Annotated in this window: 24 protein-coding genes; 11 read left to right on the top strand and 13 right to left on the bottom strand. The window is 70.7% G+C overall.

Translation table 11 applies throughout. The annotated features are described in order from the left end of the window. Positions 1-60 precede the first annotated feature (60 nt). Positions 61-519, bottom strand: a complete 459-nt coding sequence (locus ACTWLI_RS01670) for a DUF4307 domain-containing protein (RefSeq protein ID WP_445154988.1) — start codon at positions 517-519, stop codon at positions 61-63. Positions 520-662: 143 nt separating this feature from the next. On the opposite strand from ACTWLI_RS01670, the gene mca reads away from it, so the two are divergent. The 4 genes from mca to ACTWLI_RS01650 all read left to right on the top strand — a co-directional run bounded on the left by mca (position 663) and on the right by ACTWLI_RS01650 (position 4,745). Next, positions 663-1,568 (top strand): mycothiol conjugate amidase Mca, encoded by a 906-nt coding sequence (mca, locus tag ACTWLI_RS01665; protein ID WP_445154987.1) that lies wholly within the window; start codon positions 663-665, stop codon positions 1,566-1,568. Between the two features lie 78 nt (positions 1,569-1,646). Next, on the top strand, positions 1,647-1,919 hold the full coding sequence (locus ACTWLI_RS01660; protein ID WP_056740181.1) for a hypothetical protein: 273 nt from the start codon (positions 1,647-1,649) through the stop codon (positions 1,917-1,919). Continuing rightward, positions 1,894-4,071, top strand: a complete 2,178-nt coding sequence (locus ACTWLI_RS01655) for a thioredoxin domain-containing protein (protein WP_445154986.1) — start codon at positions 1,894-1,896, stop codon at positions 4,069-4,071. Before ACTWLI_RS01660 ends, ACTWLI_RS01655 begins: the two co-directional genes overlap by 26 nt. Further along, on the top strand, positions 4,068-4,745 hold the full coding sequence (locus ACTWLI_RS01650) for an HAD family hydrolase (RefSeq protein ID WP_445154985.1): 678 nt from the start codon (positions 4,068-4,070) through the stop codon (positions 4,743-4,745). Before ACTWLI_RS01655 ends, ACTWLI_RS01650 begins: the two co-directional genes overlap by 4 nt. Before the next feature lie 125 nt (positions 4,746-4,870). Here ACTWLI_RS01650 and trhA read toward each other — a convergent pair whose 3' ends face one another. Further along, positions 4,871-5,512: a PAQR family membrane homeostasis protein TrhA gene (trhA, locus tag ACTWLI_RS01645; protein WP_445156092.1), complete on the bottom strand. Its 642-nt coding sequence runs from the start codon at positions 5,510-5,512 to the stop codon at positions 4,871-4,873. A 252-nt stretch (positions 5,513-5,764) separates the two neighbouring features. Between trhA and ACTWLI_RS01640 the strand changes: the two genes are divergently transcribed. Next, on the top strand, positions 5,765-6,526 hold the full coding sequence (locus ACTWLI_RS01640) for an isoprenyl transferase (protein ID WP_445156091.1): 762 nt from the start codon (positions 5,765-5,767) through the stop codon (positions 6,524-6,526). Between the two features lie 235 nt (positions 6,527-6,761). Beyond that, positions 6,762-8,201 carry a PhoH family protein gene (locus ACTWLI_RS01635; protein ID WP_445154984.1) on the top strand — a complete coding sequence of 480 codons (1,440 nt, stop codon included), beginning with the start codon at positions 6,762-6,764 and terminating at the stop codon, positions 8,199-8,201. On the opposite strand, the gene ACTWLI_RS01630 is transcribed toward ACTWLI_RS01635, so the two are convergent. Continuing rightward, a complete protein-coding gene (locus ACTWLI_RS01630) occupies positions 8,198-8,848 on the bottom strand; it encodes a GNAT family N-acetyltransferase (protein WP_445154983.1) in 651 nt (216 codons plus the stop codon). The genes ACTWLI_RS01635 and ACTWLI_RS01630 overlap by 4 nt on opposite strands. A 153-nt stretch (positions 8,849-9,001) precedes the next feature. On the opposite strand from ACTWLI_RS01630, the gene ACTWLI_RS01625 reads away from it, so the two are divergent. The 3 genes from ACTWLI_RS01625 to ACTWLI_RS01615 all read left to right on the top strand — a co-directional run bounded on the left by ACTWLI_RS01625 (position 9,002) and on the right by ACTWLI_RS01615 (position 10,891). Further along, a complete protein-coding gene (locus tag ACTWLI_RS01625) occupies positions 9,002-9,550 on the top strand; it encodes a prepilin peptidase (protein ID WP_445154982.1) in 549 nt (182 codons plus the stop codon). 9 nt (positions 9,551-9,559) lie between these two features. Beyond that, the gene (locus ACTWLI_RS01620; protein WP_445154981.1) at positions 9,560-10,030 is read left to right on the top strand and encodes an NUDIX hydrolase; all 471 of its coding nucleotides are present in this window, start codon (positions 9,560-9,562) and stop codon (positions 10,028-10,030) included. A 201-nt stretch (positions 10,031-10,231) separates the two neighbouring features. Further along, on the top strand, positions 10,232-10,891 hold the full coding sequence (locus ACTWLI_RS01615; protein WP_445154980.1) for a VWA domain-containing protein: 660 nt from the start codon (positions 10,232-10,234) through the stop codon (positions 10,889-10,891). Between the two features lie 167 nt (positions 10,892-11,058). Here ACTWLI_RS01615 and ACTWLI_RS01610 read toward each other — a convergent pair whose 3' ends face one another. From ACTWLI_RS01610 to ACTWLI_RS01600, 3 genes are all read right to left on the bottom strand, one after another. Next, positions 11,059-12,495, bottom strand: a complete 1,437-nt coding sequence (locus ACTWLI_RS01610; protein ID WP_445154979.1) for a class II fumarate hydratase — start codon at positions 12,493-12,495, stop codon at positions 11,059-11,061. 61 nt (positions 12,496-12,556) lie between these two features. Then, the gene (locus ACTWLI_RS01605) at positions 12,557-13,171 is read right to left on the bottom strand and encodes a carbonic anhydrase (protein ID WP_056740200.1); all 615 of its coding nucleotides are present in this window, start codon (positions 13,169-13,171) and stop codon (positions 12,557-12,559) included. 10 nt (positions 13,172-13,181) lie between these two features. Beyond that, a complete protein-coding gene (locus ACTWLI_RS01600; RefSeq protein ID WP_445154978.1) occupies positions 13,182-13,871 on the bottom strand; it encodes a DUF4245 domain-containing protein in 690 nt (229 codons plus the stop codon). A 212-nt stretch (positions 13,872-14,083) separates the two neighbouring features. Here ACTWLI_RS01600 and glpX point away from each other — a divergent pair, with 212 nt between their 5' ends. Further along, on the top strand, positions 14,084-15,106 hold the full coding sequence (gene glpX, locus ACTWLI_RS01595) for a class II fructose-bisphosphatase (RefSeq protein WP_445156090.1): 1,023 nt from the start codon (positions 14,084-14,086) through the stop codon (positions 15,104-15,106). 3 nt (positions 15,107-15,109) lie between these two features. Here glpX and ACTWLI_RS01590 read toward each other — a convergent pair whose 3' ends face one another. The 6 genes from ACTWLI_RS01590 to ACTWLI_RS01565 all read right to left on the bottom strand — a co-directional run bounded on the left by ACTWLI_RS01590 (position 15,110) and on the right by ACTWLI_RS01565 (position 21,959). Beyond that, positions 15,110-16,105: an endonuclease domain-containing protein gene (locus ACTWLI_RS01590; protein ID WP_445154977.1), complete on the bottom strand. Its 996-nt coding sequence runs from the start codon at positions 16,103-16,105 to the stop codon at positions 15,110-15,112. Between the two features lie 158 nt (positions 16,106-16,263). Beyond that, positions 16,264-17,223, bottom strand: a complete 960-nt coding sequence (locus tag ACTWLI_RS01585) for a lipid II:glycine glycyltransferase FemX (protein WP_445154976.1) — start codon at positions 17,221-17,223, stop codon at positions 16,264-16,266. A 3-nt stretch (positions 17,224-17,226) separates the two neighbouring features. After that, positions 17,227-18,507 carry a mannose-6-phosphate isomerase, class I gene (gene manA / locus ACTWLI_RS01580; protein ID WP_445154975.1) on the bottom strand — a complete coding sequence of 427 codons (1,281 nt, stop codon included), beginning with the start codon at positions 18,505-18,507 and terminating at the stop codon, positions 17,227-17,229. 62 nt (positions 18,508-18,569) lie between these two features. Beyond that, a complete protein-coding gene (locus ACTWLI_RS01575) occupies positions 18,570-20,207 on the bottom strand; it encodes an LCP family protein (RefSeq protein WP_445154974.1) in 1,638 nt (545 codons plus the stop codon). Positions 20,208-20,217: 10 nt separating this feature from the next. Next, positions 20,218-20,742, bottom strand: a complete 525-nt coding sequence (gene purE, locus ACTWLI_RS01570) for a 5-(carboxyamino)imidazole ribonucleotide mutase (protein WP_445156089.1) — start codon at positions 20,740-20,742, stop codon at positions 20,218-20,220. Between the two features lie 71 nt (positions 20,743-20,813). Then, on the bottom strand, positions 20,814-21,959 hold the full coding sequence (locus tag ACTWLI_RS01565) for a 5-(carboxyamino)imidazole ribonucleotide synthase (protein ID WP_445156088.1): 1,146 nt from the start codon (positions 21,957-21,959) through the stop codon (positions 20,814-20,816). A 232-nt stretch (positions 21,960-22,191) separates the two neighbouring features. Between ACTWLI_RS01565 and ACTWLI_RS01560 the strand changes: the two genes are divergently transcribed. Continuing rightward, positions 22,192-22,761: a GtrA family protein gene (locus ACTWLI_RS01560; RefSeq protein WP_445154973.1), complete on the top strand. Its 570-nt coding sequence runs from the start codon at positions 22,192-22,194 to the stop codon at positions 22,759-22,761. 66 nt (positions 22,762-22,827) lie between these two features. Here the strand turns inward: ACTWLI_RS01560 and ACTWLI_RS01555 are convergent, their stop codons facing one another. Further along, a complete protein-coding gene (locus tag ACTWLI_RS01555) occupies positions 22,828-23,553 on the bottom strand; it encodes a TIGR03089 family protein (RefSeq protein WP_445154972.1) in 726 nt (241 codons plus the stop codon). Positions 23,554-23,708: the final 155 nt, after the last annotated feature.

Genomic DNA, 23,708 nt, shown 5'->3' with positions numbered 1-23,708 from the left:
AATGCTGTGGATAAACCCAAGAACCCCTGCGTCGCAGGTCACACCGTGTTACTTCGCCGGTTACTTTGCGGCGTCCGGGATCCAGCAGCTGTCGACGACGGCGGAGACGGCCTGCGACTCGGTGCGGACCGTCGCCCGGTGCACGGTGGTCCGGCCGCCGTCGCTGCCGGCGTCGGCCGCGTTGGGCCCGACGTCCACGACCTTCCAGCCGACGACGGCGAACTTGGCGTCGAGGGCCTTGACCGCGCACTTGGCGGCGGTGCCGGGGTTCTTGGTGACCTGGAAGTCCAGCTCGGTCAGGGTGGCGTCGGTGGTGCTGTAGCCGATGTCCTTGAAGCTGACGGACTCGGTGGCTGCCGACGTCGAAATCCAGGCCGCCACGCCGATTCCGAAGGCGAGGGCGAGGACGAGGATGATGCGCTTGGCCTTCCCGCCGAGGGCGCGCTTTTGGGCTCCGTAGCGATTGGCTACGCTGTTAGGTGCCGGCACGGTCGCCGCGGGCTGCTCCTCGGAAGTCACCCGTCCAGTTTAGTGTGGATCGGGCGGGGGAATTTCCGCGCCGCCGTTGCGCGTTACTCCGGGCGTGGTCCCGGAGTCCGGCCCACGAGCGCCAGTACCGCCCCGCAGCAGAATTCCGCCCAAGAAAGAGGAGCCGTCCCGCCATGACAGCGTCCCCCAGCCCGTCAGCCCCGCTTCGGCTGCTCGCCGTCCACGCGCACCCCGACGACGAATCGAGCAAGGGCGCCGCGACGATGGCCAGGTACGCCGCCGCCGGCGTCGACGTCCTGGTGGCGACCTGCACCGACGGGTCCCGCGGCGACATCCAGAACCCGGCGATGGAAAGCGCGCCGCACCCCAAGCGCGACATGGCCGGCGCCCGGCGCCTGGAGATGGCGAACGCGGCCAAGGTCCTCGGCATCCGCCAGCACTGGCTGGGCTTCGTCGATTCCGGGCTGCCCGAGGGCGACCCCTTGCCGCCGCTTCCCGCCGGCTCCTTCGCCACCCTGCCGCTGGAACGCGCGGCCGCTCCGCTGGTGCGGCTGGTCCGCCGGTTCAAGCCGCAGGTCATCCTCAGCTACGACGAGAACGGCGGCTACCCGCACCCGGACCACATCATGGCCCACCGGGTCGCCGTGGAGGCGTTCGAGGCCGCCGGCGACCCGGAGCGGTATCCGGGCACCGGCGACCCCTGGCAGCCCAGCAAGCTCTACTACGACCGCGCCTTTAGCCCCGAACGGTTCCGGGCGCTGCACTATGCGCTGGAGGAAGCCGGACTGCAGTCGCCGTACGCCGAGCGGATCGCGGCGTGGCTGGAGGCCGACGCCGAGGGGCACACCCCGCCCGCCCCGACGCATCCGACCACCACGCAGATCGAGTGCGGCGACTTCTTTGAGGCCCGCGACGACGCCCTGCGCGCCCACCGGACGCAGATCGACCCCGAGGGATTCTTCTTTGCGGTCTCGCCGGCGATGCAGCGCCAGACCTGGCCGTGGGAGGACTACTCCCTGATCCAGTCCAAGGTCCCGGCGGACCTGCCCGAAACAGACTTTTTCGCCGGGCTAAGATAGACCACGCAGGGACTTCTATGCCACGTAGAACTGGCGGCCGGGTCCCGCAGACGACAATCCCCACAGAAGGTTCCCGCCGTGCACTCCTTGCTCATCGCCCTGGCGACCGCCCCGGCGCCCGCGCCGTCGCCGTCGCTGCGTCCCGGGCTCACCCAGGACCAGGTCACACCGGGCCTGCTGGGCTTCCTGCTCACCGCCTTCATCGTGGTGCTCACGGCGCTGCTGATCGTGGACATGGTCCGGCGGATCCGCCGGGTCCGCTACCGGGCGCAGGTCGAAGAGGAGCGCGCCGCCGAGGCCGCCTCCGGCCGGCCGGAGACCGACGGTGACGCAGGACCCGGCAGCCGCTGACGGCGGCCGGCCTGCCGGAACCGGCGGCATCCCCGGGGCGTCCAACGCCCTGGGCGCGGAGCCGTCCGCCTATCTGCGCCAGCACGCCGGCAACCCGGTCCACTGGCGGCCGTTCGGGGATGAGGCCTTCGCTTTCGCCGCGGCCCGGGACGTCCCGGTCTTCCTCTCGATCGGGTACGCGGCCTGCCACTGGTGCCACGTCATGGCGGGGGAGTCCTTCGAGGACCAGGACACCGCCGACTACCTGAACGCCCACTTCGTGCCGGTCAAGGTGGACAGGGAGGAACGCCCCGACGTCGACGCGGTCTACATGGCCGCCACCCAGGCGATCAGCGGTGAGGGCGGCTGGCCGATGTCCGTCTTCCTGCTGCCCGACGGCCGGGCCTTCCACGCCGGGACCTACTATCCGCCCCGCCCGATGCCCGGCCGGCCCTCGTTCCGCCAGGTGCTGGAAGCGGTAGAGGAGGCCTGGCGGGAACGCCGCGGCGCCGTCGAACAGAACGCCGCCACCCTGGCCCGCGGCCTCGCCGCCGCCCAGGCTGCCTCCGCTGTCCGGCTGGATGCCCCCGCCCCCGAGCTCCGGCCGGAACTGCTGGCCGATGCGGTGCGTGCCCTCGCCCGCGCCGAAGATTCCGACGGCGGATTCGGCGCCGCCCCGAAGTTCCCGCCGTCCTCCGTGCTGGAATTCCTGCTCCGGCACGCGGCCGTACCCTCGGACACGGCCGCCCTGGCCCGCGATCTCGCCGGCCGCACGCTCGCCGCGATGGCCCGCTCGGCCCTCTACGACCGGGTGGAGGGCGGCTTTGCCCGGTACTCGGTGACCCGGGACTGGTCCGTTCCGCACTTCGAGAAGATGCTTTACGACAACGCCCAGCTGCTGCGCTGCTACCTCCACTGGGTCCGGCTGGGGGGGACGGCGGGCTTCCCGGCCGCGGAAGCGGCGGAGGCTGCCGGCAGCACCGCCGACTGGATGCTGGGTGCGCTGGGGCTCACCGGGCCCGGTGGCCCCGACGCGCTGGCGTCCTCGCTCGACGCGGACACCGTGGTGGACGGGGAGCACGTCGAAGGCGGCAGCTACGTGTGGACACCCGCGGAACTGGCGGAGCTGCTGGGCCCGGAGGACGGCGAACGCACCGCGGCCCTGATGGGGGTGCACGGTCACGGCGGCGGCCCGGACGCCGGGGCGCCGCTGCATCCGGGCCGGGCGCTCGACGCCGCCGAGGCCGCGCTGTGGCAGCGGGTGCGCCCGGCGCTGCGCCGTGCCCGCGCGGAGTGGCCGCAGCCGGCCCGCGACGAGAAGGTGGTGGCGGGCTGGAACGGCCTGGCCGTCGCGGCCCTCGCCGATGCCGGCGCGCTGCTGGAGCGGCCGGCGCTGCTAGCGGCCGCCGAGCGGATCGCCGGCTACCTGGAGCGGGTGCACTGGACCCCCGGCGGCCCGGCCGGCGCCGGCCGGCTGGTCCGCGTCTCCCATCATGGGACCGGCCGCGGCATCGAAGGGCTGCTGGAGGACTACGCGTTCTGCGCCGAGGGCCTGCTCGCGCTTTACGCGGTCACCGGCCGGATCCGCTGGTACACCTTCGCCGGGGACCTCCTGGCCGCCGCCCGGGTCCGGTTCGCCTCCACCGGCGCACTGCGTGACGCGGTGGGGGAGTCGGCGCAGCTGGCCAACGCCCAGGGCGGCGCTGCCGGGGCGGAACCGTTCGACGACGCCACCCCCAGCGGGGCAGCCGCCTTCGCCGGTGCCCTGCTGTCCCACGCCGCCCTGTCCGGCGCCGCCGAGGACCGCGCCCTCGCCGGCACCATTCTGTCCCTGCTGCCGCCGCTGGCGGCCCGCGCACCCCGGGCGGCCGGCTGGCTGCTGGCGACGGCGCAGGCGGCCCTCGCCGGGCCGCTGGAAGCTACCGTCGTCGGTCCGGATACACCGCAGCGCGCCGCCCTGCACCGCGCCCTGCTGAACTCGCCCAGCCCCGGACTGGTGATTGCGCTGGCCGCGGAGGAGGCAGCCCCCGGCCAGGAAGTGCCCCTGCTGCGCGGACGGACGGCCGGGCCCGACGGGACGCCCCGGGTCTACCTCTGCCGCAACATGGTGTGCGCCCTTCCGGTGGGTTCCGTCGCGGCACTCGGCGAGCAACTGGCTAGCATGGCTGAATGACTCCTCCTCCGCCCGCCCGGGATTCCTTTGAACTGGTGGTTTTTGACTGCGACGGCGTCCTGGTGGACTCGGAGGTGATCGCCGTCCAGGTGGACCAGCGGGTGCTGGCCGACCTTGGCTGGGAGCTGGAGATCGAGGAAATCGTGCGGCGCTTCGTGGGCAAGAGCGAAGCCAACTTCATCGCCGGCATCGAGGAGCATCTGGGCATCGAACTCGCCGAGGGCTGGGACCGGGACTACCAGCGCTGGTACGACGAGGCCTTTGAGCGGGACCTTACGGCGGTCGACGGCGTGGAGGACGCGCTGGACCGGATCCTGCTTCCGCACTGCGTGGCCTCCAGCGGCAGCCACGCGAAAATGCAGCGGACGCTGGGCCGGACCGGGTTGCTTCAGCGCTTCGCCGGCCGCATCTTCAGCGCCACGGAGGTTGCCAGGGGCAAGCCAGCCCCCGACCTGTTCCTGCACGCGGCCGGGACGCTGGGGACGGCGCCGGAGGCCTGCGCCGTCGTCGAGGACAGCGCCTACGGGGTCCAGGCGGCGCGGGCGGCGGGGATGCATGTCTTCGCCTACGCGGGCGGGGTCACTCCGGCGGAACGGCTGGCGGGACCCGGAACCACGGTCTTCCACGACATGAGCCAACTCCCGGAGCTGATCGCCGCGGGCCGGCCGGGCTGAGGATGGCGCCGGACGTTCGGATTTCCCCACCTTCGACGGCGGTGCCCGGCGTGTCGGGCCGGACGCCCGGTGCGTCCCGGCGTCGGGCAGTCAAAGGTGGGGAAAATCCGGCAGGCCGACGGCGGTCAGCCCAGGACGGCGATGGCGATGGCGGTGTAGTGCGCCGCAAAGGCAAAGACCGTGAAGGCGTGGAAGAGTTCATGAAAGCCGAAGTGCTCGTAGCTGAAATTCGGCTTCTTGAGCGCATAGAAGACGGCCCCGGCGATGTAGAGGGCGCCGCCGACGCAGATCAGCACCGCGGCGGGGACGCTGGCGGCGAAGAAGTCCGGCAGGTAGAAAAGGGCCCCGCAGCCCAGGGCAATGTAGATCGGCACGTACAGCCAGCGCGGGGCGTGCGTCCACAGCAGGCGGAAGAGCACGCCGAGCACGGCGCCGGACCAGATCACCCACAGCAGCAGGACCGCCTTGGGCCGCTCCAGCAGCGCCCAGGCCAGCGGCGTGTAGCTGCCGGCGATCACCAGCATGATGTTGGTGTGGTCCAGCCGTTTGAGTACCATTTTCACGCCGGGGGACCAGTTGCCGCGGTGGTAGACGGCGCTGACGCCGAAGAGCAGCACCCCGGTTACGGCGTAAACCGCGGAGGCGGTCTTCAGCTCGGCCGTCGGGGCCAGCAGCACGAGGACCAAGCCCGCGGCGAAGGCCAGCGGCGCCGTGGCGGTGTGGATCCACCCCCGCCATTTCGGCTTGATCATCAGCAGTTCGGCGATTTTGACCGCCGCATCGTCCACGGGGCTGGTGCCGCCGGACGGTGACGTGTGGTGCTGCGCGGACCGCTCGGGCCCGGGCTCCGGACTGGTTCCTTCCATCCGGCCATAATAACCTACGGCGCGGTAAGTTACCGATGAGTAACAAGCTTTGCTGGCGGCGCCCCGGCGGTGGCGTGCACTCCCCGGGCCCTCCGGCGGGTAGCCTAGGAATGCACTGCCCTCAGAGCCCAAGGAAGCCAGGTGAAACTCCGGATGGAACTGCCCGGATTCCTGTATGGCTTCTACGAGCGCAGCCTGCAGCGGTCCCTCGACCCGGAACGGGTGCCCAAGCACATCGGCGTCATGGTCGACGGCAACCGGCGCTGGGCGCGGCAGTTCAATGCCCCCACCAGCCAGGGCCACCAGGCCGGCGCGGACAAGATCCACGAGTTCCTCGGCTGGTGCCAGGAGCTGGGCATCAAGGTGGTCACCCTGTACATGCTGTCCACGGACAACATGAACCGCTCCGGCGAAGAGCTCGACCTGCTGATGGGAATCATCGCCAACACCCTGGACCGGCTTGACGAGGACGAGGACATCTCGGTGCACGCCATGGGCGCCCCGGAGCTGCTGCCCGACTACCTCGCCGAGCGGCTCAACAAACTCACGGCCCGCACGCCGGCGCACGAGAAGATCCATGTCAATGTCGCCGTCGGCTACGGCGGCCGTCGGGAAATCGTCGACGCCGTCCGCGAACTGCTGCACGACGCCGTCGCCCGCGGCGCGGACATCGCCAAGCTGGCCGACGAGCTCAGCGTCGATGACATCTCCCGCTTCCTGTACACCCGCGGCCAGCCCGACCCCGATTTGGTGATCCGCACCTCCGGCGAGCAGCGGCTGTCCGGTTTTTTGATGTGGCAGAGCGCGTACAGCGAGTTCTATTTCTGCGAGGCGCTGTGGCCGGCGTTCCGCAAGGTCGACTTCCTCCGGGCGCTGCGTGACTACGCCGGCCGGCAGCGCCGCTTCGGTTCCTGAGGCTGTTTACCAGGGCTTCACCTGATGGCCGGAAGAATCGCCGACAGATTGCCCGGCAATGGGCCCGGTACGGACGTACGTTAATCCCATCAGCAGGCAAACCGCCGGCTGATCGGGGAGGCCAGTACATGGAGCGGAACTTCGCACCGGATGTATGGGAGGCCGGATCCGGCCTCCAGGCCGAGCCGCCTCACCACTAACAATTCCGGGCCGGCGGCCCGGGGCTGGAGTCGATGTGGCTATTTCTGCAGCACTGCCCGGTGTTCCTTCCGACCAGGGCACGCACGCTACCTCTCGCACCACGCGAGGCACCTCACAGATCGGCACGGCGCCGTTGGACGCCGCGGCCGGTCCTGCTGTTTCCGGGGAAGGAACAGCGGAGGACACCGCCCGAAGCTACGTCATCGACACCTCCGTGCTGCTCTCGGATCCGCGCGCCCTGCTGCGCTTCGCCGAGCACGAGGTCATCCTGCCGATCGTGGTCATTACCGAACTCGAGGCCAAACGGCACGACCCGGAACTGGGCTACTTCGCCCGCAAGGCGCTGCGGCTGCTCGACGACCTCCGCGTCGAGCACGGCGGCCTGGACCGCCCCATCCCGCTCGGCCACCACGGCGGCACGCTGATGGTGGAAATGAACCACATCTCCGCCGACGTGCTTCCGGCGGGGTTCCGCGGCGGCGACAACGACAGCCGGATCCTCGCCGTGGCCAAGAACCTCGCCAACGAGGGCCGGGACGTCACCGTGGTTTCCAAGGACCTGCCGATGCGGGTCAAGGCCTCCGCCATGGGGCTGCTGGCCGACGAATACCGGAACGAACTGGTCAAGGATTCCGGCTGGACCGGCCTCGCAGAGCTCGACGCCGGCGACGAGGACGTGGCCGCGCTGTACGGCCACGAGGCGGTGTTCATTCCCGCCGCAGCGGAGCTGCCGGCCAATACCGGCCTGGTGCTGCTCTCCGGCCGGGGCTCCGCCCTGGGCAGGGTAGGCGCCGACAAGCAGGTCCGCCTGGTCAAGGGCGACCGCGATGTCTTCGGCCTGCACGGCCGGTCCGCGGAGCAGCGGCTCGCGATCGACCTCCTGATGGACCCGTCGGTCGGGATCGTGTCCCTGGGCGGCCGCGCCGGCACCGGCAAATCCGCGCTGGCGCTGTGCGCCGGGCTTGAAGCCGTCCTGGAACGCCGGGAGCACCGCAAGGTCGTGGTCTTCCGCCCGCTCTACGCCGTCGGCGGCGAGGAGCTCGGCTACCTGCCCGGCTCCGAGTCGGAAAAGATGAATCCCTGGGCCCAGGCCGTCTTCGATACGCTCGGGGCGCTGGTCAGCCAGGAAGTCGTGGAGGAAGTCATGGACCGGGGGATGCTCGAGGTGCTGCCGCTGACCCACATCCGCGGGCGGTCCCTGCACGACGCCTTCGTGATCGTGGACGAGGCGCAGTCGCTGGAGAAGAACGTCCTGCTCACGGTGATGAGCCGGATCGGCCAGAACTCCAAGATCGTCCTCACCCACGACGTCGCCCAGCGCGACAACCTTCGGGTCGGGCGGCACGACGGCGTTGCCGCCGTCGTCGAAACCCTCAAGGGCCACCCGCTCTTCGGCCACATCACCCTCACCCGCTCCGAGCGCTCGCCGATCGCGGCGCTGGTGACGGAGATGCTCGAGGGGGCGGAGATCTAAGCCCGGATTCCCAGGTACCGTGCAGTGGGCTCGTGGCCTCGGACGTTCAGGGTCCAGTCGGGCCGGTTGAAGCCGGCGGGGGTGAGCCGGACTCTCTGGGAGTCCTGCACCGTGCCGCCCCAGTTGGCACGGGTGACGCCGTTGGGTTCGTAGCCGAGGGACCGGGAGACCCCTAGGGACTGCCGGTTCCAGGCGGCTGCCTCGGATTCGGCTATCTCGGCGCCGAGCCAGTCGAAGGCGTACAGGGCGACGGCGGCGCGCATCTCCTTGCCCAGCCCGCGGCCCTGCACGCGCCGGGTGAGCCAGGAGCCGGTGCTGACGGTCTTCAGGGCGGCGAAGTCCTTCGCCGCGATGTCCTGGCAGCCGACGAACTCGCCGCCGTGCCAGATGCCCAGCAGCAGGGTCCAGTCTTCCGGCGACATGGTGCCCCGGCAGCGCCAGTACCACTGCGCCATGTTCGGGCCGAGCTCCTCGGCCGGGGCTTCGGCCCAGGGCTGGCTGAACGGGTTCCGGCCGGGTTCGTGCACGCCGTCCAGGGCCGCCTGCACCGCCGCCGGGATGTCTTCATCCCGGATCGGCCGGAGCGTCAGCCGGGGCGTCTCCAGGGTCAGGGCGAACGGGGGCCAGTAGGATTCGGGCGCGGTCATCCCGGAAGCCTAACGGCGCCGGGCGTTCGGACGCCACCTGGCCGGGCGCGGGGCGTGCGGGGTGTGGCGTCCGGGCGCGCGGTGAGGCGGCCCGTCGGGGCGGCGCGGAGCCGGGAGCCGCGCGGCTGCGGCGGAATCCAGTAGCATCCGAGGGTGATCGATCGTCTCGGCGAACTCGGGGGAGCCGCCCCGCCGGCCTTCTGGCTGGTGCTGCTGGCGTGCGCCTACTTCGCGTTCATGGCCGCGCGGCTGAGCGTCATCGACATCAGGCACCACCTTTTGCCCAACCGGATCCTCTTCCCGTCCTACGCCGTCGCCGGGGTGCTCCTGCTCGGGGCGGCCGGTTTCGGGGCACTAGCCCCGGCCGGCGGGGACGGCAGCGCCGCGCTGTTCGGGATCCCGGGGCTGCGTGTCGTGGCCGGCGGCGCCGCCCTGTGGCTGTTCTACTTCCTGCTGCGCGCCGCCTACCCGCCGGGGATGGGCTTCGGTGACGTCAAGCTCGCCGGCGTGCTGGGCATGTACCTCGGGTTCCTCGGCTGGGGACACGTCTTTGCCGGCACGTTCGCCGCATTCCTGTTCGGCGGACTCTGGAGCGTTGCCCTGCTGGTTTCACGGCGCGGAACGCTCAAATCCGACATCCCGTTCGGCCCGTTCATGCTCGCCGGGACGGCCGCTGCGATGCTGCTGCTGCCGGCGGGTTAGGCTGGCGGGATGGCCACCCCGGACTTCATCCTGAAACTGCGCGAGAAAATCGGCCACGAGAGCCTGTGGATCCCCGGCGCCCGCGCCGTGGTGTTCGACGACGCCGGCCGGGTCCTGCTGGGCCAGCGGGCCGACAACGGCCAGTGGGGGCTGATCACCGGAATCCTCGAACCGGGTGAAGAGCCGGCGCCCGGCCTGCTGCGGGAGGTGCTGGAGGAAACCGGGGTGGTGGCCGTCGCCGAGCGGCTGGTCTCGGTGGACGCGGTGGGCCCGACCGTCTACCCCAACGGAGACGTCTGCCACTTCCTGACCCTGGTCTTCCGCTGCCGCTATGTCTCCGGGGAGGCCCGGGTCAACGACGACGAATCGCTCGCCGTCGGCTGGTTCCGGCCCGGGGAATTTCCCGCGCTGATGCCGGGCCACCTCGAATCAATCGACCAGGCCCGGAACCCCGACGGCGCCGCGCACTTCCGGAGCTGACGGCTGGGTGCCGCCACTGGCACGCAGCGCCCAGCAGGGCAGGGCCGGGACGCAGCGCCCGGCAGGGCCCGGAACACCCAGAACGCCCGGCGGCACCAGGGCGCGGGGAATAGTGTCGGTGCCCCGCGTTAACCTGCTGCCATCCAGCCTGGGCGCTGGCTGACAGTGGTCCGGACCCGTCCGGACCGGAAACGGGGAAGCATGACAGATTCAGCGCTGACGCACGTGTACGTCCTCCTGGACCGCTCCGGCTCCATGAGCTCCATCGCCGACGACACCATCGGCGGGTTTGCCGCGTTCGTCCGGGAGCAGCAGGCGGTTGCCGGCCGCTGCCGGTTGTCGCTGGCTCAGTTCGACGACGTCTATGAGCGGGTCTACGCCGCGGTGGACATCGCCGAGGTCCCGCCGCTGCGGTTGCAGCCCCGCGGCAGCACGGCCCTGCACGACGCCATGGTCCGGCTGATCGGCGAGGCCGGCGCGGAACTGGCGGCGCTGCCGGAGGAGGAACGGCCCGGCACGGTGCTGGTGGCGGTGCTGACCGACGGGCACGAAAACGCCTCCCGGGAGGCCAGCGGTGCCGCGGTCAAGGCCCTCGTGGAGCGCCAGCAGAGCCAGTGGGGCTGGCAGTTCACCTACCTTGGCGCGAACCAGGACGCAGTCCTGACCGCAGGCGGCCTCGGCATCCGGGCCGAGGACGCGCTGACCTACGCCGCCGGCAACGTGGACGCAGCCTTCTCCGGCCAGTCCGCGAAGACCCGACGGCTGCGCGAGGCCCGGATGGCCGGAGCCAGCCTGGACGAGGCGGCAGCGTATTCGGCCTACACCCCGGACGAACGCCGCGCCGCCGGCGGGACGCAGTAGCCCCTGCGGGCCGCGCCGGGGGGAAAGCGGGCGGCGGCGCACCAGCCGCCGGCCCGCGGATACCGCCGCGGACAGCGACGGCGGCCGGCACCTCCCCGCTGGAAAGGTGCCGGCCGCCGTCGGACGCTGCTGACGGTGCCCTCCGCCGGGAGGGCACCGGGTTGTTACTAGGCCTTGTGCGGCGGACGCGTCATGGACATGACGTCCAGCGCGGTGTCCAGCTGCTCTTCGGTCAGTTCGCCGCGCTCCAGGAAGCCCATGGCCACGACCGTCTCACGGATGGTCAGGCCTTCCGCGACGGCCTTCTTGGCGATCTTGGCGGCATTCTCGTAGCCGATGAACTTGTTCAGCGGCGTGACGATCGAGGGGGAGGCCTCGGCAAGGTAGCGGGCGCGCTCGACGTTGGCGGTGATCCCGTCGATCATCTTGTCGGCCATGACGCGGCTGGTGTTGGCCAGCAGCCGCACCGACTCCAGCAGGTTGGCGGCCATCACCGGGATGCCGACGTTGAGCTCGAAAGCACCGTTCGTGCCGGACCAGGCGATGGCGGTGTCATTGCCGATGACCTGGGCGCAGACCATGATGGAGGCCTCGCAGATGACCGGGTTGACCTTGCCGGGCATGATCGAGGAGCCGGGCTGCAGGTCCGGGATGGCGATTTCGCCGAGGCCGGTGTTGGGGCCGGAGCCCATCCAGCGCAGGTCGTTGTTGATCTTCATGAAGGAGATCGCAATGTTGCGCAGTTGGCTGGAAGCCTCGATCAGGCCGTCGCGGTTGGCCTGGGCCTCGAAGTGGTCGCGGGCCTCGGTCAGCGGCAGGCCGGTGTCGGCGGCGAGCAGTTCAATCACACGCTCCGGGAAGCCGGCCGGGGTGTTGATGCCGGTGCCGACGGCGGTGCCGCCCAGCGGAACCTCGGCGACGCGGGGGAGGGAGGCGTTGATGCGTTCGATCCCGTAGCGGACCTGCGCCGCGTAGCCGCCGAACTCCTGGCCGAGCGTGACCGGGGTGGCGTCCATCAGGTGCGTGCGGCCGGACTTCACGACGTCCTTGAACTCGGCGGCCTTGCGCTCCAGCGACTCGGCGAGGTAGCCCAGCGCCGGGATCAGGTCGTTGATCAGGGCCGACGTGGCCGCGACGTGCACGGAGGTCGGGAACACGTCGTTGGAGGACTGCGAGGCGTTGACGTGGTCGTTGGGGTGGACGACCTTGTCGCTGCCGGCCGCCTTCAGCGCCCGGGAGGCGAGTTCGGCGAGGACCTCGTTGGTGTTCATGTTCGAGGAAGTACCGGAACCGGTCTGGAACACGTCGATCGGGAAATCGCCGTCGTACTTGCCGGCGGCCACCTCGTCGGCGGCGTCCGCGATCGCCTGGGCCAGCTCGCCGTCGAGCACCCCCAGCTCCGCGTTGGCCTGCGCCGCGGCCTTCTTGACCCGGGCGAGGGCCTCGATGTGGGCGCGCTCGAGGGTCTTGCCGGAGATCGGGAAGTTCTCGACCGCGCGCTGCGTCTGGGCGCGGTAGAGGGCGTTCACGGGGACGCGGACTTCGCCCATCGTGTCGTGTTCAATCCGGAATTCTTCAGAGTTCAAGTCTGCTGTGGAAGTCATGGGGTTAGCTTATTGGCCCGGGGCGTTCCACCGAAAACCGTGAACCGGGGTCCCGGCCGGGCTAGAGCTCGCCGATGCCCGACACCAGGTCCGCGCGGCCCTCGGCCAGCCGGTAGGCAAGCCCGATCACGGCGGTCTGGCCGCTGGCGACGGCGTCGGAGATCACGCGGGAGCTGTCCACGAGGCGCTGCGAGGTCTGCTTGACGTTCTCGACGACCATGTCGTTGACGTCCGGCTGCTCGTTGCGCAGCGACGTCAGCACGGCGGGGGTGATGCGTTCGACCAGGCTGCGGATAAAGCCTGCGGGCATCTGGCCGGTCTCCACAGCCTCCTTGGTGGCGATGACCGCGCCGCAGCTGTCGTGGCCCAGGACCACGATCAGCGGCACGCCGAGGACGCCGATGCTGTACTCGAGCGAGCCGAGCACCGCGTCGTCGATCACCTGCCCGGCGGTGCGGACGACGAAGGCGTCCCCGAGGCCGAGGTCGAAGATGATTTCCGCGGCGAGGCGGGAATCGGCGCAGCCGAAGATGACGGCGAAGGGGTTCTGGGTCTCCACCAGCGAGGAGCGCCGCGAGGCGTCCTGGTTGGGGTGGGAGGATTCACCGGCGACGAAGCGTTCGTTGCCTTCGCGCAGTCGGCGCCAGGCCAGGGCGGGAGTCAGCGTAGTAGTCACCCTGCTTACTTTACGGTGCAGTCGTCGCCTGCGGGGAACTTGTTGCAGCCGGATTACGTTCCAGCGACGCCACCACGGCCGCGGCCAGCACGGAGAACTCTTCCAGCGACGCGGGGCCGGTCAGAACCACCGTGGTCCCGCGGAAGTCCAGCACCATGGACTTCTCGCCCTTGCCGGTGTCCCGGAGTTCCCACTCGCGTCCGCCCGCGGCCCGGGTGCCGGTCACCGGCGCGTTGCCGGTCTGCTGCAGCAGCCACGTGGGGTTCGCCTGCCGGGTCTGCACCAGGCCGATGAAGGAGTCCTTGGGCGTCAGGTAGCCGACTTCCCAGGTGGCCACCCCGCTGCTGGAACCGGACTCCCAGCGGGCGTAATTGGGCCGGAATGTGTCGCCCGTGTCCGGGGCGGCCGGTGTGAATCCCGCCACATCCGCGGCGTTCCGGGCGACGGCGGTGACGTTGACATCGGGCCGGTAGCCGCCGGTGTCCGGCGTCGGGTTCATGAGGACCACGGGCAGGAACGCCGCGATGCTGACGACCAGGGCGATGATCATGCCGATCACCGAGGCGTTGGCCCGCTTCGCCGCGGCGGCGCGGATGACGGGCTTGACGGGCGGCTGGTCGGCTGGCTGCTGCGCCTCGGGACCCGCCGCGCCGGGCGGCGGTCCAGGGGTTCCGGGCGAGGTGTCCTGCAATTCGTTCACCCCTCTATAGTCGCCCATTCCGGGCCGATCTCACATTCGGCCGGGGGCCGCCGGCGGAGGACCGCCCGGGTCACGGAACGGTCATGCCATGACCGATGGAGGCCGCCGCGACTATGATCGGAAACAGACGAATCACCGCGGCCGCCGCAGACCGGGGGCCGCGGGTTCAATGATCGCCACTCGAAGAAGAGGTTCACGTGTCACCAGCGTCCATGACCCAGAAGTACTCCACGCTTTCCCCGTCGCTCGCCGTCGGCATTGACGAGCCCGACCGCAACCTTGCCCTGGAACTGGTCCGCGTCACCGAGGCCGCGGCCATCGCAGGCGGCCACTGGGTCGGATTCGGCGACAAGAACAAGGCCGACGGCGCCGCCGTCGACGCCATGCGCTCCTTCCTCCAGACCGTCCACTTCAATGGCGTCGTGGTCATCGGTGAGGGCGAAAAGGACGAAGCGCCCATGCTGTTCAACGGCGAGCGGGTGGGTGACGGCACCGGACCCGAGGTCGACGTCGCCGTCGACCCGATCGACGGAACCCGGCTGACCGCCCTCGGCATCAACAACGCCCTCGCCGTGCTGGCCGTCGCCGAGCGCGGCTCCATGTTCGACCCCTCCGCCGTGTTCTACATGGAAAAGCTCGTCACCGGCCCGGAAGCCGCCGACATGGTGGACCTCCGCCTGCCGGTCAAGCAGAACCTGCACCTGATCGCCAAGGCCAAGGGCGTCAAGGTAAACCAGCTCAATGTGATGATCCTGGACCGGGACCGGCACCGTCCGCTGGTCGAGGAAATCCGGGAGGCCGGTGCCCGCACCAAGTTCATCATGGACGGCGACGTCGCCGGCGCCATCGCGGCGGCCCGTGCCGGGACCGGCGTCGACGCCCTGATGGGCATCGGCGGCACCCCGGAAGGCATCGTCGCGGCCTGCGCCATCAAGTCCCTGGGCGGCGTCATCCAGGGCCGTCTCTGGCCCACGAGCGATGAGGAAAAGCAGAAGGCAATCGACGCCGGGCACGACCTGGACCGGGTGCTCTCCACCAACGACCTGGTCTCCAGCGACAACTGCTACTTCGCCGCCACCGGCATCACCGACGGCGACCTGCTCAAGGGTGTGCGCTACTCCAAGAACAAGGTCCTGACCCAGTCGATCGTGATGCGCTCGAAGTCCGGCACCATCCGCTTCGTCGACGGCGAGCACCAGGCCAGCAAGTGGGAAGGCTACGCCCGCCCCAGCTAGCCCTCAGATCGCGCGAACGTACACTTGGGGCCCCGAATCCGCACGGTTCGGGGCCCCAACTGTCCGTTCGCGGGGTTCGCGACCGGACGCGGCGCGAACTTTTTCGACAACGAAGGGCCTGTCGCCGTCGAGGTCCTCCTTAAATACCCGGATTTCCTTCCACCCCAGCGCCTCGGTGACCGCCCGACGCCGCTCATCCACCGCCTGCTGCCACGGGTCGGCATGGTGTGCGCCGTCGTATTGCAGGGCTATGCGCCGGTCCGGGTAGGCGGCGTCGGGCCAGACGCGGGCGCGGCCCCAGGTGTCGCGGAGGATGCGGTTGAGCACCGGCTCGCCCAGGCCGGCGCGACAGAGGATCAGCCGCATTTTCGTTTCCTGCGGCGAGTCCGCGCCAACGCGGATGTCCGGCAGGGCGGCCCGGGCGGTGCGCACGCCACGCATGCCCGGATGTGCGGCCACGATGCGCTGAAGATCGCCCAAGGTGGCCAGGGCTCTGCGGGGAACCGGAAAGTCCGGCCCGTGCTCGACCACGAGCGAGTCGCCGGCGGCCACGAGTTCGTCGATGGACAGCAGGGCGGCGAGGTCCAGCCAGGTCCGTGCCGGTGACGTCACCCGCAGCCCTCCCACCAGAACCACCTCGCCCGGGAGGAAGGTGAGCCGGTGGCCGACGACGTTCCGCCGTCGGGGTTTGCTGCCGTCACGACGCCGGGCCACGTGGACCCGCCAGTCCTCCTGCAGCCACCCCGGCAAGCCGATATTCCAGAAGGCTCCGCCGGAGTGGTGCGTGATGACCGAAACGTCGTCGAGGTCCGAATAGGCGTGCAGGCAAGCGGCCGGGCCACCAGCCCCGGCTGCCGGCGCCGCGGGGATCCTGATTCCGCGGGAGGGCACATAGACATCGGAGCGTCGAAGACGTTTGCGCGAGACCCCCGCCAGATCAGCAGCGTGGGTGGTGAAGGATCCGGTAAGCAGCTCCGGCGGCAGCGGGCGTCTGGACATGCTTCAGTCTGAACCGGCGCGGGGTCGTCGAAGCGGTTATCCACAGGCCCGGCCCGTTCAGACGCGCGAACGGACACTTGAGGCCCAAAACCCACGCCGCTCGCGGGCGCGAAGTGTACGTTCGCGCTGTGGGGCGGGGCGCGAAGTGTACGTTCGCGCTATTTGCGGAGCTTGGAGCGCAGGGCCTTCAGCAGCTGGGCGGCCTTGCGGGCGGACTGGTAGGCGCCGTAGCGGAGCTTTTTCACAGGGAGGTCCCAGGTGCCCGGGTAGGCCACCTCGCGGCCGCCGAAGGACTTCTTGAACGCCGTGAAGCCGGCCCACTTGTGGTCCGGCTGGTCCGCCGGGGCCACGCCCCAGAGGTCGACGTGCGCCAGGCCCTTGTCTTTGGCGTCGGCCATCAGGGTCACCAGGAGGGGGATGCCGGCGCTGAGCTTGCGGTGCGAGTCGTCCAGGGCGGCGTGGGCGTAGGTGCGGGTGTCCGCGGAGTCGTAGGCCAGGGCCGCCGCGATCGGCGTGCCCTCCAGTTCGGCGATAAACAGGGTCGCCGCGCCGGCCGGCATCAGCGACTTCGCCACCTGGCCCAGGTACTCGTCGCTCTGGGGCTTGAAGCCGTTGCGTGCCGCGGTCTGGTGCAGGAACTCCAGCAGCACCGAGATCTCGGCGGGATCCTGGGAGGACCGGAAGCTCACGCCCTTCTTGTGGATGTTGCGGTACAGGTTCCGGTTGACCGGCTTCATGTCCGCCAGCACGTCCTTGAAGTCCCGGTCCAGGTCCACGATCCAGCTCAGCTCCGGCTGCAGGTTCGCCGGCGCGGGCCGCAGGCCGCGGCTCCCGAGCACGGTGGCCGCCTCAGCGGCGGTAAATCCGGCACTGACCGGTTCCAGCCGGATGAAAACCGCCCCGCAGGACCGGGCCAGCGACGTCAGGGATGCCAGCGCGGCGTCGAAGGCGGCGACCGACTCGGCGAGCGGGCCGTACGGGACGTAGAGAAGCTTGCCGGCGGGGTTGCTCTCCTCGACGGACAGGTAGCTCCAGCCCTCGCCGGCCTGCTCGTGCACGGTGCGGCCGAGCGCGCGCTGGACGTCGGCCCAGTGCGGGCCCTGCAGGAAGTAATCCACGGTTCAGCCTTTCAATCCGGTGGTGACGGCAAAGGCCACGGCGGGCCCGGCGGCGTCGGCGACGGGGTGGACGTTGACGGGGGCCTCGGCCGCCGGCAGGAAGGCCGAGGCGCCGCGCTGCAGCTGCAGGTCGCCCTTGGGGGAGTCCAGCAGCACGGCGCCGGTGACCACGATGATGACCGCGGCGCCGGACTGGGCCAGCGGCACCGGCTCTGCGCCGGGCAGTAGTTCCACACGCTGCAGCTGGAACTCCTTGAACGGCGGCCGGTAGAGCTCCTGGCCCAGCAGGGTGGTCTCGCCATCGAGCGACGGCACGCCGACGGCCTCGAAGGCGATCGTCTTCAGCAGTTCCGGCACGTCCACGAATTTCGGGGTGAGGCCGCCGCGGAGCACGTTGTCCGAGGAGGCCATCACCTCGATGCCCAGGCCGTGGAGGTAGGCGTGCACGTTGCCGGCCGGCAGGTACACGGCCTCTCCGGGCGCCAGCGAGATCCGGTTCAGCAGCAGCGAGATCAACACGCCGGGGTCCCCGGGGTACTCCCGGCCCAGCTCGACGACGGTGGCCAGGGCCGCCGCGTGCGCCCCAGAGTCGTGCGCCCCGGAGCCGGGGTCGCCATAGCTTAGTGCCCCCGAGTCCAGCGCCGCGACGACGGCGTCCGTCGCGGCGGCCACCTCCGGGCCCCCGGCGATCAGCCGCTCGAAGGCGGCGCGCAGGGCCGCAGGCTCCCCGGGCGCGGCGAGGTCCGCCACCAGCTGCCGGAGCAGCTCCGGGGCCTCAAGCCCGGCCCGCTCCAGGACCTCCACGAGGTGCCCGACCACGGCCCGGGAGTCCGCCGCCGGCCGGAAACCGCAGAGCGCCTCGAAAGGCGTCAGGGCGAAGATCATTTCGGGCTTGTGGTTGTCGTCCTTGTAGTTCCGCTCCGCGGCGGCCCGGTCGACGCCGGCGGCTTCCTCCCGGGCGAAGCCGGCCCGGGCCTGCTCCAGCGTCGGATGGACCTGTAGCGAGAGCGGGTGCTCGGCCGCCAGGACCTTGAGCAGGAAGGGCAGCCGCGGACCGAATTCGGCCACACTGTCGCCGCCCAGGTGGTGGGCCGGGTCCCCGGAGATCAGCTCGTCCAGCGCCAGCCGGCCGCCGTCGTCGAGCGCGAGCGAGGGGGAGTCCGGGTGGGCGCCGATCCATAGCTCCGCCTCCGGGCCGCCGGACGCCGGACGGCCGAGCAGGCCGGCGATCGCGGTGGACGAGCCCCAGGCGTAAGGCCGGAGGACGTTCTCAAGTTCGTACACGGAATACCTATCTGCTCAGGGGAAACGGCGGCGGGCCGGCCGGCGGGGCCGGGGTTCCGGCGCTACAGCGGGGCGCACTGGCCGTTGGTGGCCACGAGGTTGCGGATGGACTGTTCGTCGCCGTTGCGCTTGAAGTCGTTGAGCATCTTTTCCGTGATCGGTTCGCCCTCGGGCGTGGTGGTCACCGGCGTGAAGTCCGACGACGACGGCGACGGCGCGGGCTGCGTTGCGGCCAGCGCGTCGGGCCGGGCACCCGCCGCGGACAGCGGGCCAGGCACCGCGGCCGTGCCTCGGAGCGAGTCACCGGCGGCACCCGCCGCGGGGGCGGGGCCCAGCAGCTTGTCCACGGCCTGGTGGATCTTGGCGAAGTCCGGCACGGTGGAGAAGGACGCGTCGAAGTCGGGCGGCCCGATCGTGAGCCGGCTGACCGGCTGGGACTTGGACTTCATCGCGAGGTCCACGAAGCTGCCGAGCTGGCTGGCGGAGATGTTGGAGTCCACCACCTTGGTGCCGGCCTTGACGATGTCCTCGAACTTCGAGAGCAGCGTCGCCGGGTCCAGCTGCTTGAGCATGGCCTGCTGGACGCACTGCTGGCGGGCGATCCTGGCGTAGTCGTCGACGAATTCACGCGAGCGGCCGTACCAGAGGGCGTGGTAGCCGTCGAGCTTGTTGTCGCCTGCCGGGATCCAGCCCAGCGGCATGCCGTGGATGCCGTTGGCCTCATCCACCGTCTCGCCGCTGATCGGGACCCAGCCGCCGGCCTTGATCCGGATGCCGCCCATCGCGTCGATGAGCTTCGCGAAGCCGTCCATGTCCACCAGCACGTAGGCCTGGACCTTGATGCCGAGGGTGCCGGAGACCGCCTCCAGCGTCGCCTGCGCCCCGGGGTCCTCGACGCCGGGGTAAAGGTCCTGGTACTTGTTCGTGACCTCGGTGTTGATGGCGTTGATGAGGCATTCGTTGCCGCAGTCGTAGCCGTCGGGGTAGATCTTCCGCATCGGGGATCCCTCGCTGAACTGGGCGTTCTGGAGGTTGCGGGGGATGGAGATGATGGCGGACTTGCCGGTCTTGGCGTCGACGCTGATCACCGAGAGGCTGTCCGGCCGGCGTCCGGTGCGGTCCGAGCCGGCGTCGCCGCCCATCATCAGGAAGTTGTACCGGCCCTCGGAGGGCTCCATCGCCGGGCCGTTGGAGAAGATCGTGCCGATCGCTGCCCGGCCGACGTTCAGCAGGTAGGCCGCGTAGCCCAGGCTGCCGCTGCTGAGCAGCATGGCCAGGACCAGGGCGGCGACGACGGCGGCGCGCACCCGGGGGGCCAGCAGCACCGGGCGGATCAGCCGCAGGGTGTTCAGGAACAGCGCCGCCCAGCCAAGGGCGAGCACCGCCAGCACGATCACGAGCAGCAGGGCGGTGATGGGGTTGGCGATCAGGTTGATCAGCGTGGGGCGGGAGACCAGGAGCAGGACGAGGGCTGCCGCCCCCAGCAGCCAGGCCGTGAGGGTGATGCGGAGCGCGAAGCGGCCCAGTCGCCTGTTGCCTGCGACGACCTGGGCGCTGCCGGGGACCAGCAGGGTCAGCGCGATCAGCAGGAACGCGCGGCGGGCGAGGACGCCCGGCCCGGCGCCGGCGGGGTGGCGGACCGGGTCCGTCAGGGAACCTTGCCGCGGCGTGTCCCGGGCAGTGGCAAGACTTTTGCTCATGAGGGCTTCCCTACCGGCCGCTCCGCGGCGCGCTGTTGTCCTCGGAGAAGACCTCGGCCACCTTGCTGCGCAGGCTGGCGCCCTTGCGGGTGGCGGTCTCGTTGAGCTCGCGGGCGAAATCCAGCAGGTCGGACTGCAGCTGCCGGGCGAGCGCGTCCGTGCCGGAGGCGAGCATCCGGACCGCCAGCAGCCCGGCGTTGCGGGCGCCGCCGATCGAGACCGTGGCGACCGGGACGCCGGCAGGCATCTGGACGATCGAAAGCAGGGAGTCCATCCCGTCCAGGGTCTTCAGCGGCACGGGCACGCCGATCACCGGCAGCGGAGTGACGGAGGCGAGCATGCCGGGCAGGTGCGCGGCGCCGCCGGCGCCGGCGATGATCACGCGCAGCCCGCGCTCGTGCGCGGTCTGCCCGTAGCGGATCATTTCGGCGGGCATCCGGTGGGCGGAGACGACGTCGGCCTCGAAGGGGATGCCGAACTCGGCCAGCGCCTCGGCGGCGGCTTCCATGACGGGCCAGTCGGAGTCCGATCCCATGACCAGCCCGACGATCGGGGCCTCGCGGCCGGAGGAGGCCGTCGCGGCGGCGTCGGGGGCTTCGGTGCGGTTCACGCGTTCTCCTCGGAGGTGCCGGCGGTACCGGCCTGCGGCCGCCCGTCCCGGATGATGTTGGCGACGGCGCCGGCCCGCTGGCGGACGGCGTCGACGTCGGCGGCGGAGCTGCCGACCAGGTTGACGTGGCCGATCTTGCGGCCCGGCCGGACGGCCTTGCCGTAGCAGTGGACCTTGGCCGCGGGTTCAGCGGCGAGCGCGGCCGGGTAGGCGGAATACAGGTTCTGGTTCGCGCCGCCCAGGAAGTTCTTCATGACCACGACCGGTCCCAGCAGGTCGGTGGCGCCCAGCGGCAGGTTCAGGATGGCGCGCAGGTGCTGTTCGAACTGGCTGGTGACCGACCCGTCCTGGGTCCAGTGGCCGGTGTTGTGCGGCCGCATGGCGAGTTCGTTGATCAGGAAGCCGGCGCCGGTGCCGGGGGTTTCGAACATCTCCACCGCCATCACCCCGGTCACACCGAGTTCGTTGGCGATCCGGATGGCGGCGTCCTCGGCCGCCGCGGCCACCTCCACCGGAATGTCCAGGGCGGGGGCGATGACTTCGTCGCAGACGCCGTCGACCTGGATGGTGTGCACCACCGGCCAGGCACGGGTTTCACCATCCGGGGTGCGGGCCACCATGGCGGAGAGTTCCCGGCTGAAGTCCACCTTGGCCTCGGCCAGCAGCGGGGACATGGCCTCGAACCAGTCCGCCGCGGCGGCCGCGTCGTCGGCGGAGCCGATGATCCGCACGCCCTTGCCGTCGTAGCCGCCGCGGGGGGTCTTCAGCACGACCGGCCAGCCGGTGTCGTCCCCGAACGCGACCAGGTCCGCCACGCCGTGCACGGCGGCCCAGCGCGGGTTCGGCAGCTCCAGCCGGTCGACGGCGGCGCGCATCACCAGCTTGTCCTGGGCGTTGACGAGCGCGTCGGGGCCCGGGTGGACGTTGACGCCCGCATCGATCAGCGCACGCAGATGCCCGGTGGGCACATGCTCGTGGTCGAACGTCAGCACGTCGAGGCCACGGGAGAACTCCAGCAGGTGGTCGAGGTCGGTGTAGTCACCGACCGGGGCGTTGGCGACGGCGGCAACGGCCGAAACGTCCGGGCCCTCGGCGAGGACGCGCAGTTCGAAGCCGAGGGCAGTCGCGGCAGGGGCCATCATGCGGGCGAGCTGGCCGCCGCCAACCACGCCGATTACAGGAAAAGTCACATCTCCCAGCCTACCGAACACCTCGGCGGAACCGGCCCGCGCGCGGCCGGCCGCCGACACGGCCGGCAAAAACCGGGCCATTTCAAGGACCCGGAAAGCCCGCGGGCGGGCGCCGGCACAGGCAACGGCGCTAAAATGGGCCGGCGGCCGCTTGGCCGCCGGATTCTATGGGCCACGGAGGGTCATGACTAACTCACTAGCAGATCGTGCGCGCGGACTCGTTTCGCTCTTTTGGCGCGAAGTGGCCAAGTTCGGCGCCGTCGGCGGTGTCGCCTTCGTCATAGACAACGGGCTGACGTACTACCTGATGCACGGGCCCATGTCCGACAGCGAGGCCAAGGCCCGATTCGTCGGTGCGACGGTCGCGACAATCTTCTCCTGGATCGCCAACCGCTTCTGGACCTTCCGGCACCGCCGCCAGGAGAACGTGCTGCGCGAGTTCGCGATGTTCGTCCTGATCAACGGCATCGGCATCGGCATCTCCACCGGCCTGACCGCCCTCGCCAAGTACGGCATGGGCATCACGGACAAGAACATGCTCTTCCTGGCCGGCGTCGTGGGCATCCTGGTGGCCACCGTGGTGCGCTTCTTCGCCTACCGGTTCCTGGTCTTCAACAAGGAACTCGACGACGAGCCGGAGTTCTCCCACGACCACGAGATCATCGAACGGCACCCGCACGGCCAGGAGCCGCTCGGTGTTCCGGGCCAGCGCGGCCGGGACGCGGACACCCCCGGTTCCGCAGACCCCCGCTGAGCCGCCGCGGCCCGCGCAGCGCGTTCTGCGCAGCGCGGCCTGCCAGCGCGGCCGGCGCAGCGCCGCTCAGGCGGCGCTGATCCGCTCGTCGGCGAGCAGCCGCTCGGTCACCGCAACCTCCGGGTGCACCAGCACCACTGAACCGTCCCGCGCCCACACGCCGAGCACCCGGGCGAGCACTGGCCCGACGCCGTCCTCTGCCCGGAGCAGCACCCGCTCAGGCTCGTCCGGGCCCGCCTGCTCCGCCGGTCGGGGCGCGGCGAAGTCCGCCAGCAGCGCGCCGTGGGTGTACGTCGTGCCGTCGGCTCCGCGCACCGCGGGGCGGTCCGCCTCCGGTTCCACGAAGGGCATAAAGAAGTCACCGTGGGAGCGCACCTCCGCGGCGTAGTCCACGACGCCGGAGGGCAGGTCCCCGGGCCACCGCATGGCCAGCGCGCCGAGCGCGACGGCCAGGACGGCGTCGGAGCCGGCAGCAGCGGCCGCCGGTGCCGGATCGGCCGTGGCGAGCAGTTCCGCCTCGCCGCCGTCGAGCACCACTTCCATCCCCAGCTGCCAGGCGCCGAGGGCCAGCACCATCGTCTTCCAGTGCGCCGGCAGCTCCAGGGCCAGCCGCGTGCCCGGTTCGGCATCGAGCTCGTCCTGCAGCAGGTTGCTGGTCTTGGCCACCCAGTTGTCCAGCACCCGGCCGGAAAGCTCGACCCGTTCAGCATCGGGGCCGTACCAGGTCAGCCGGGGTGCGGTGGACCGGCCCGAACGCAGGGCGGACATCAGTTCAAGGGCCGGGATGCTCATGCCCTCATCTTGCCACGGCGGCCGGGCGGCGGCCCCGGCCCCTGTGACGTTCCTCACCGCTGGGCGCCGGCCCCGGGCGGCCGTCGCCGTGATGCCGGGTGCCACGTGGAGGAAAACGCCCAAAAACGCAGGAAATTCCCAGCAGAAACGCAGCG

Source organism: Arthrobacter sp. Hor0625, assembly GCF_052567525.1.
Note: the sequence above shows the minus strand (reverse complement) of the source record. Positions and strands in the feature narration are given on the sequence as shown.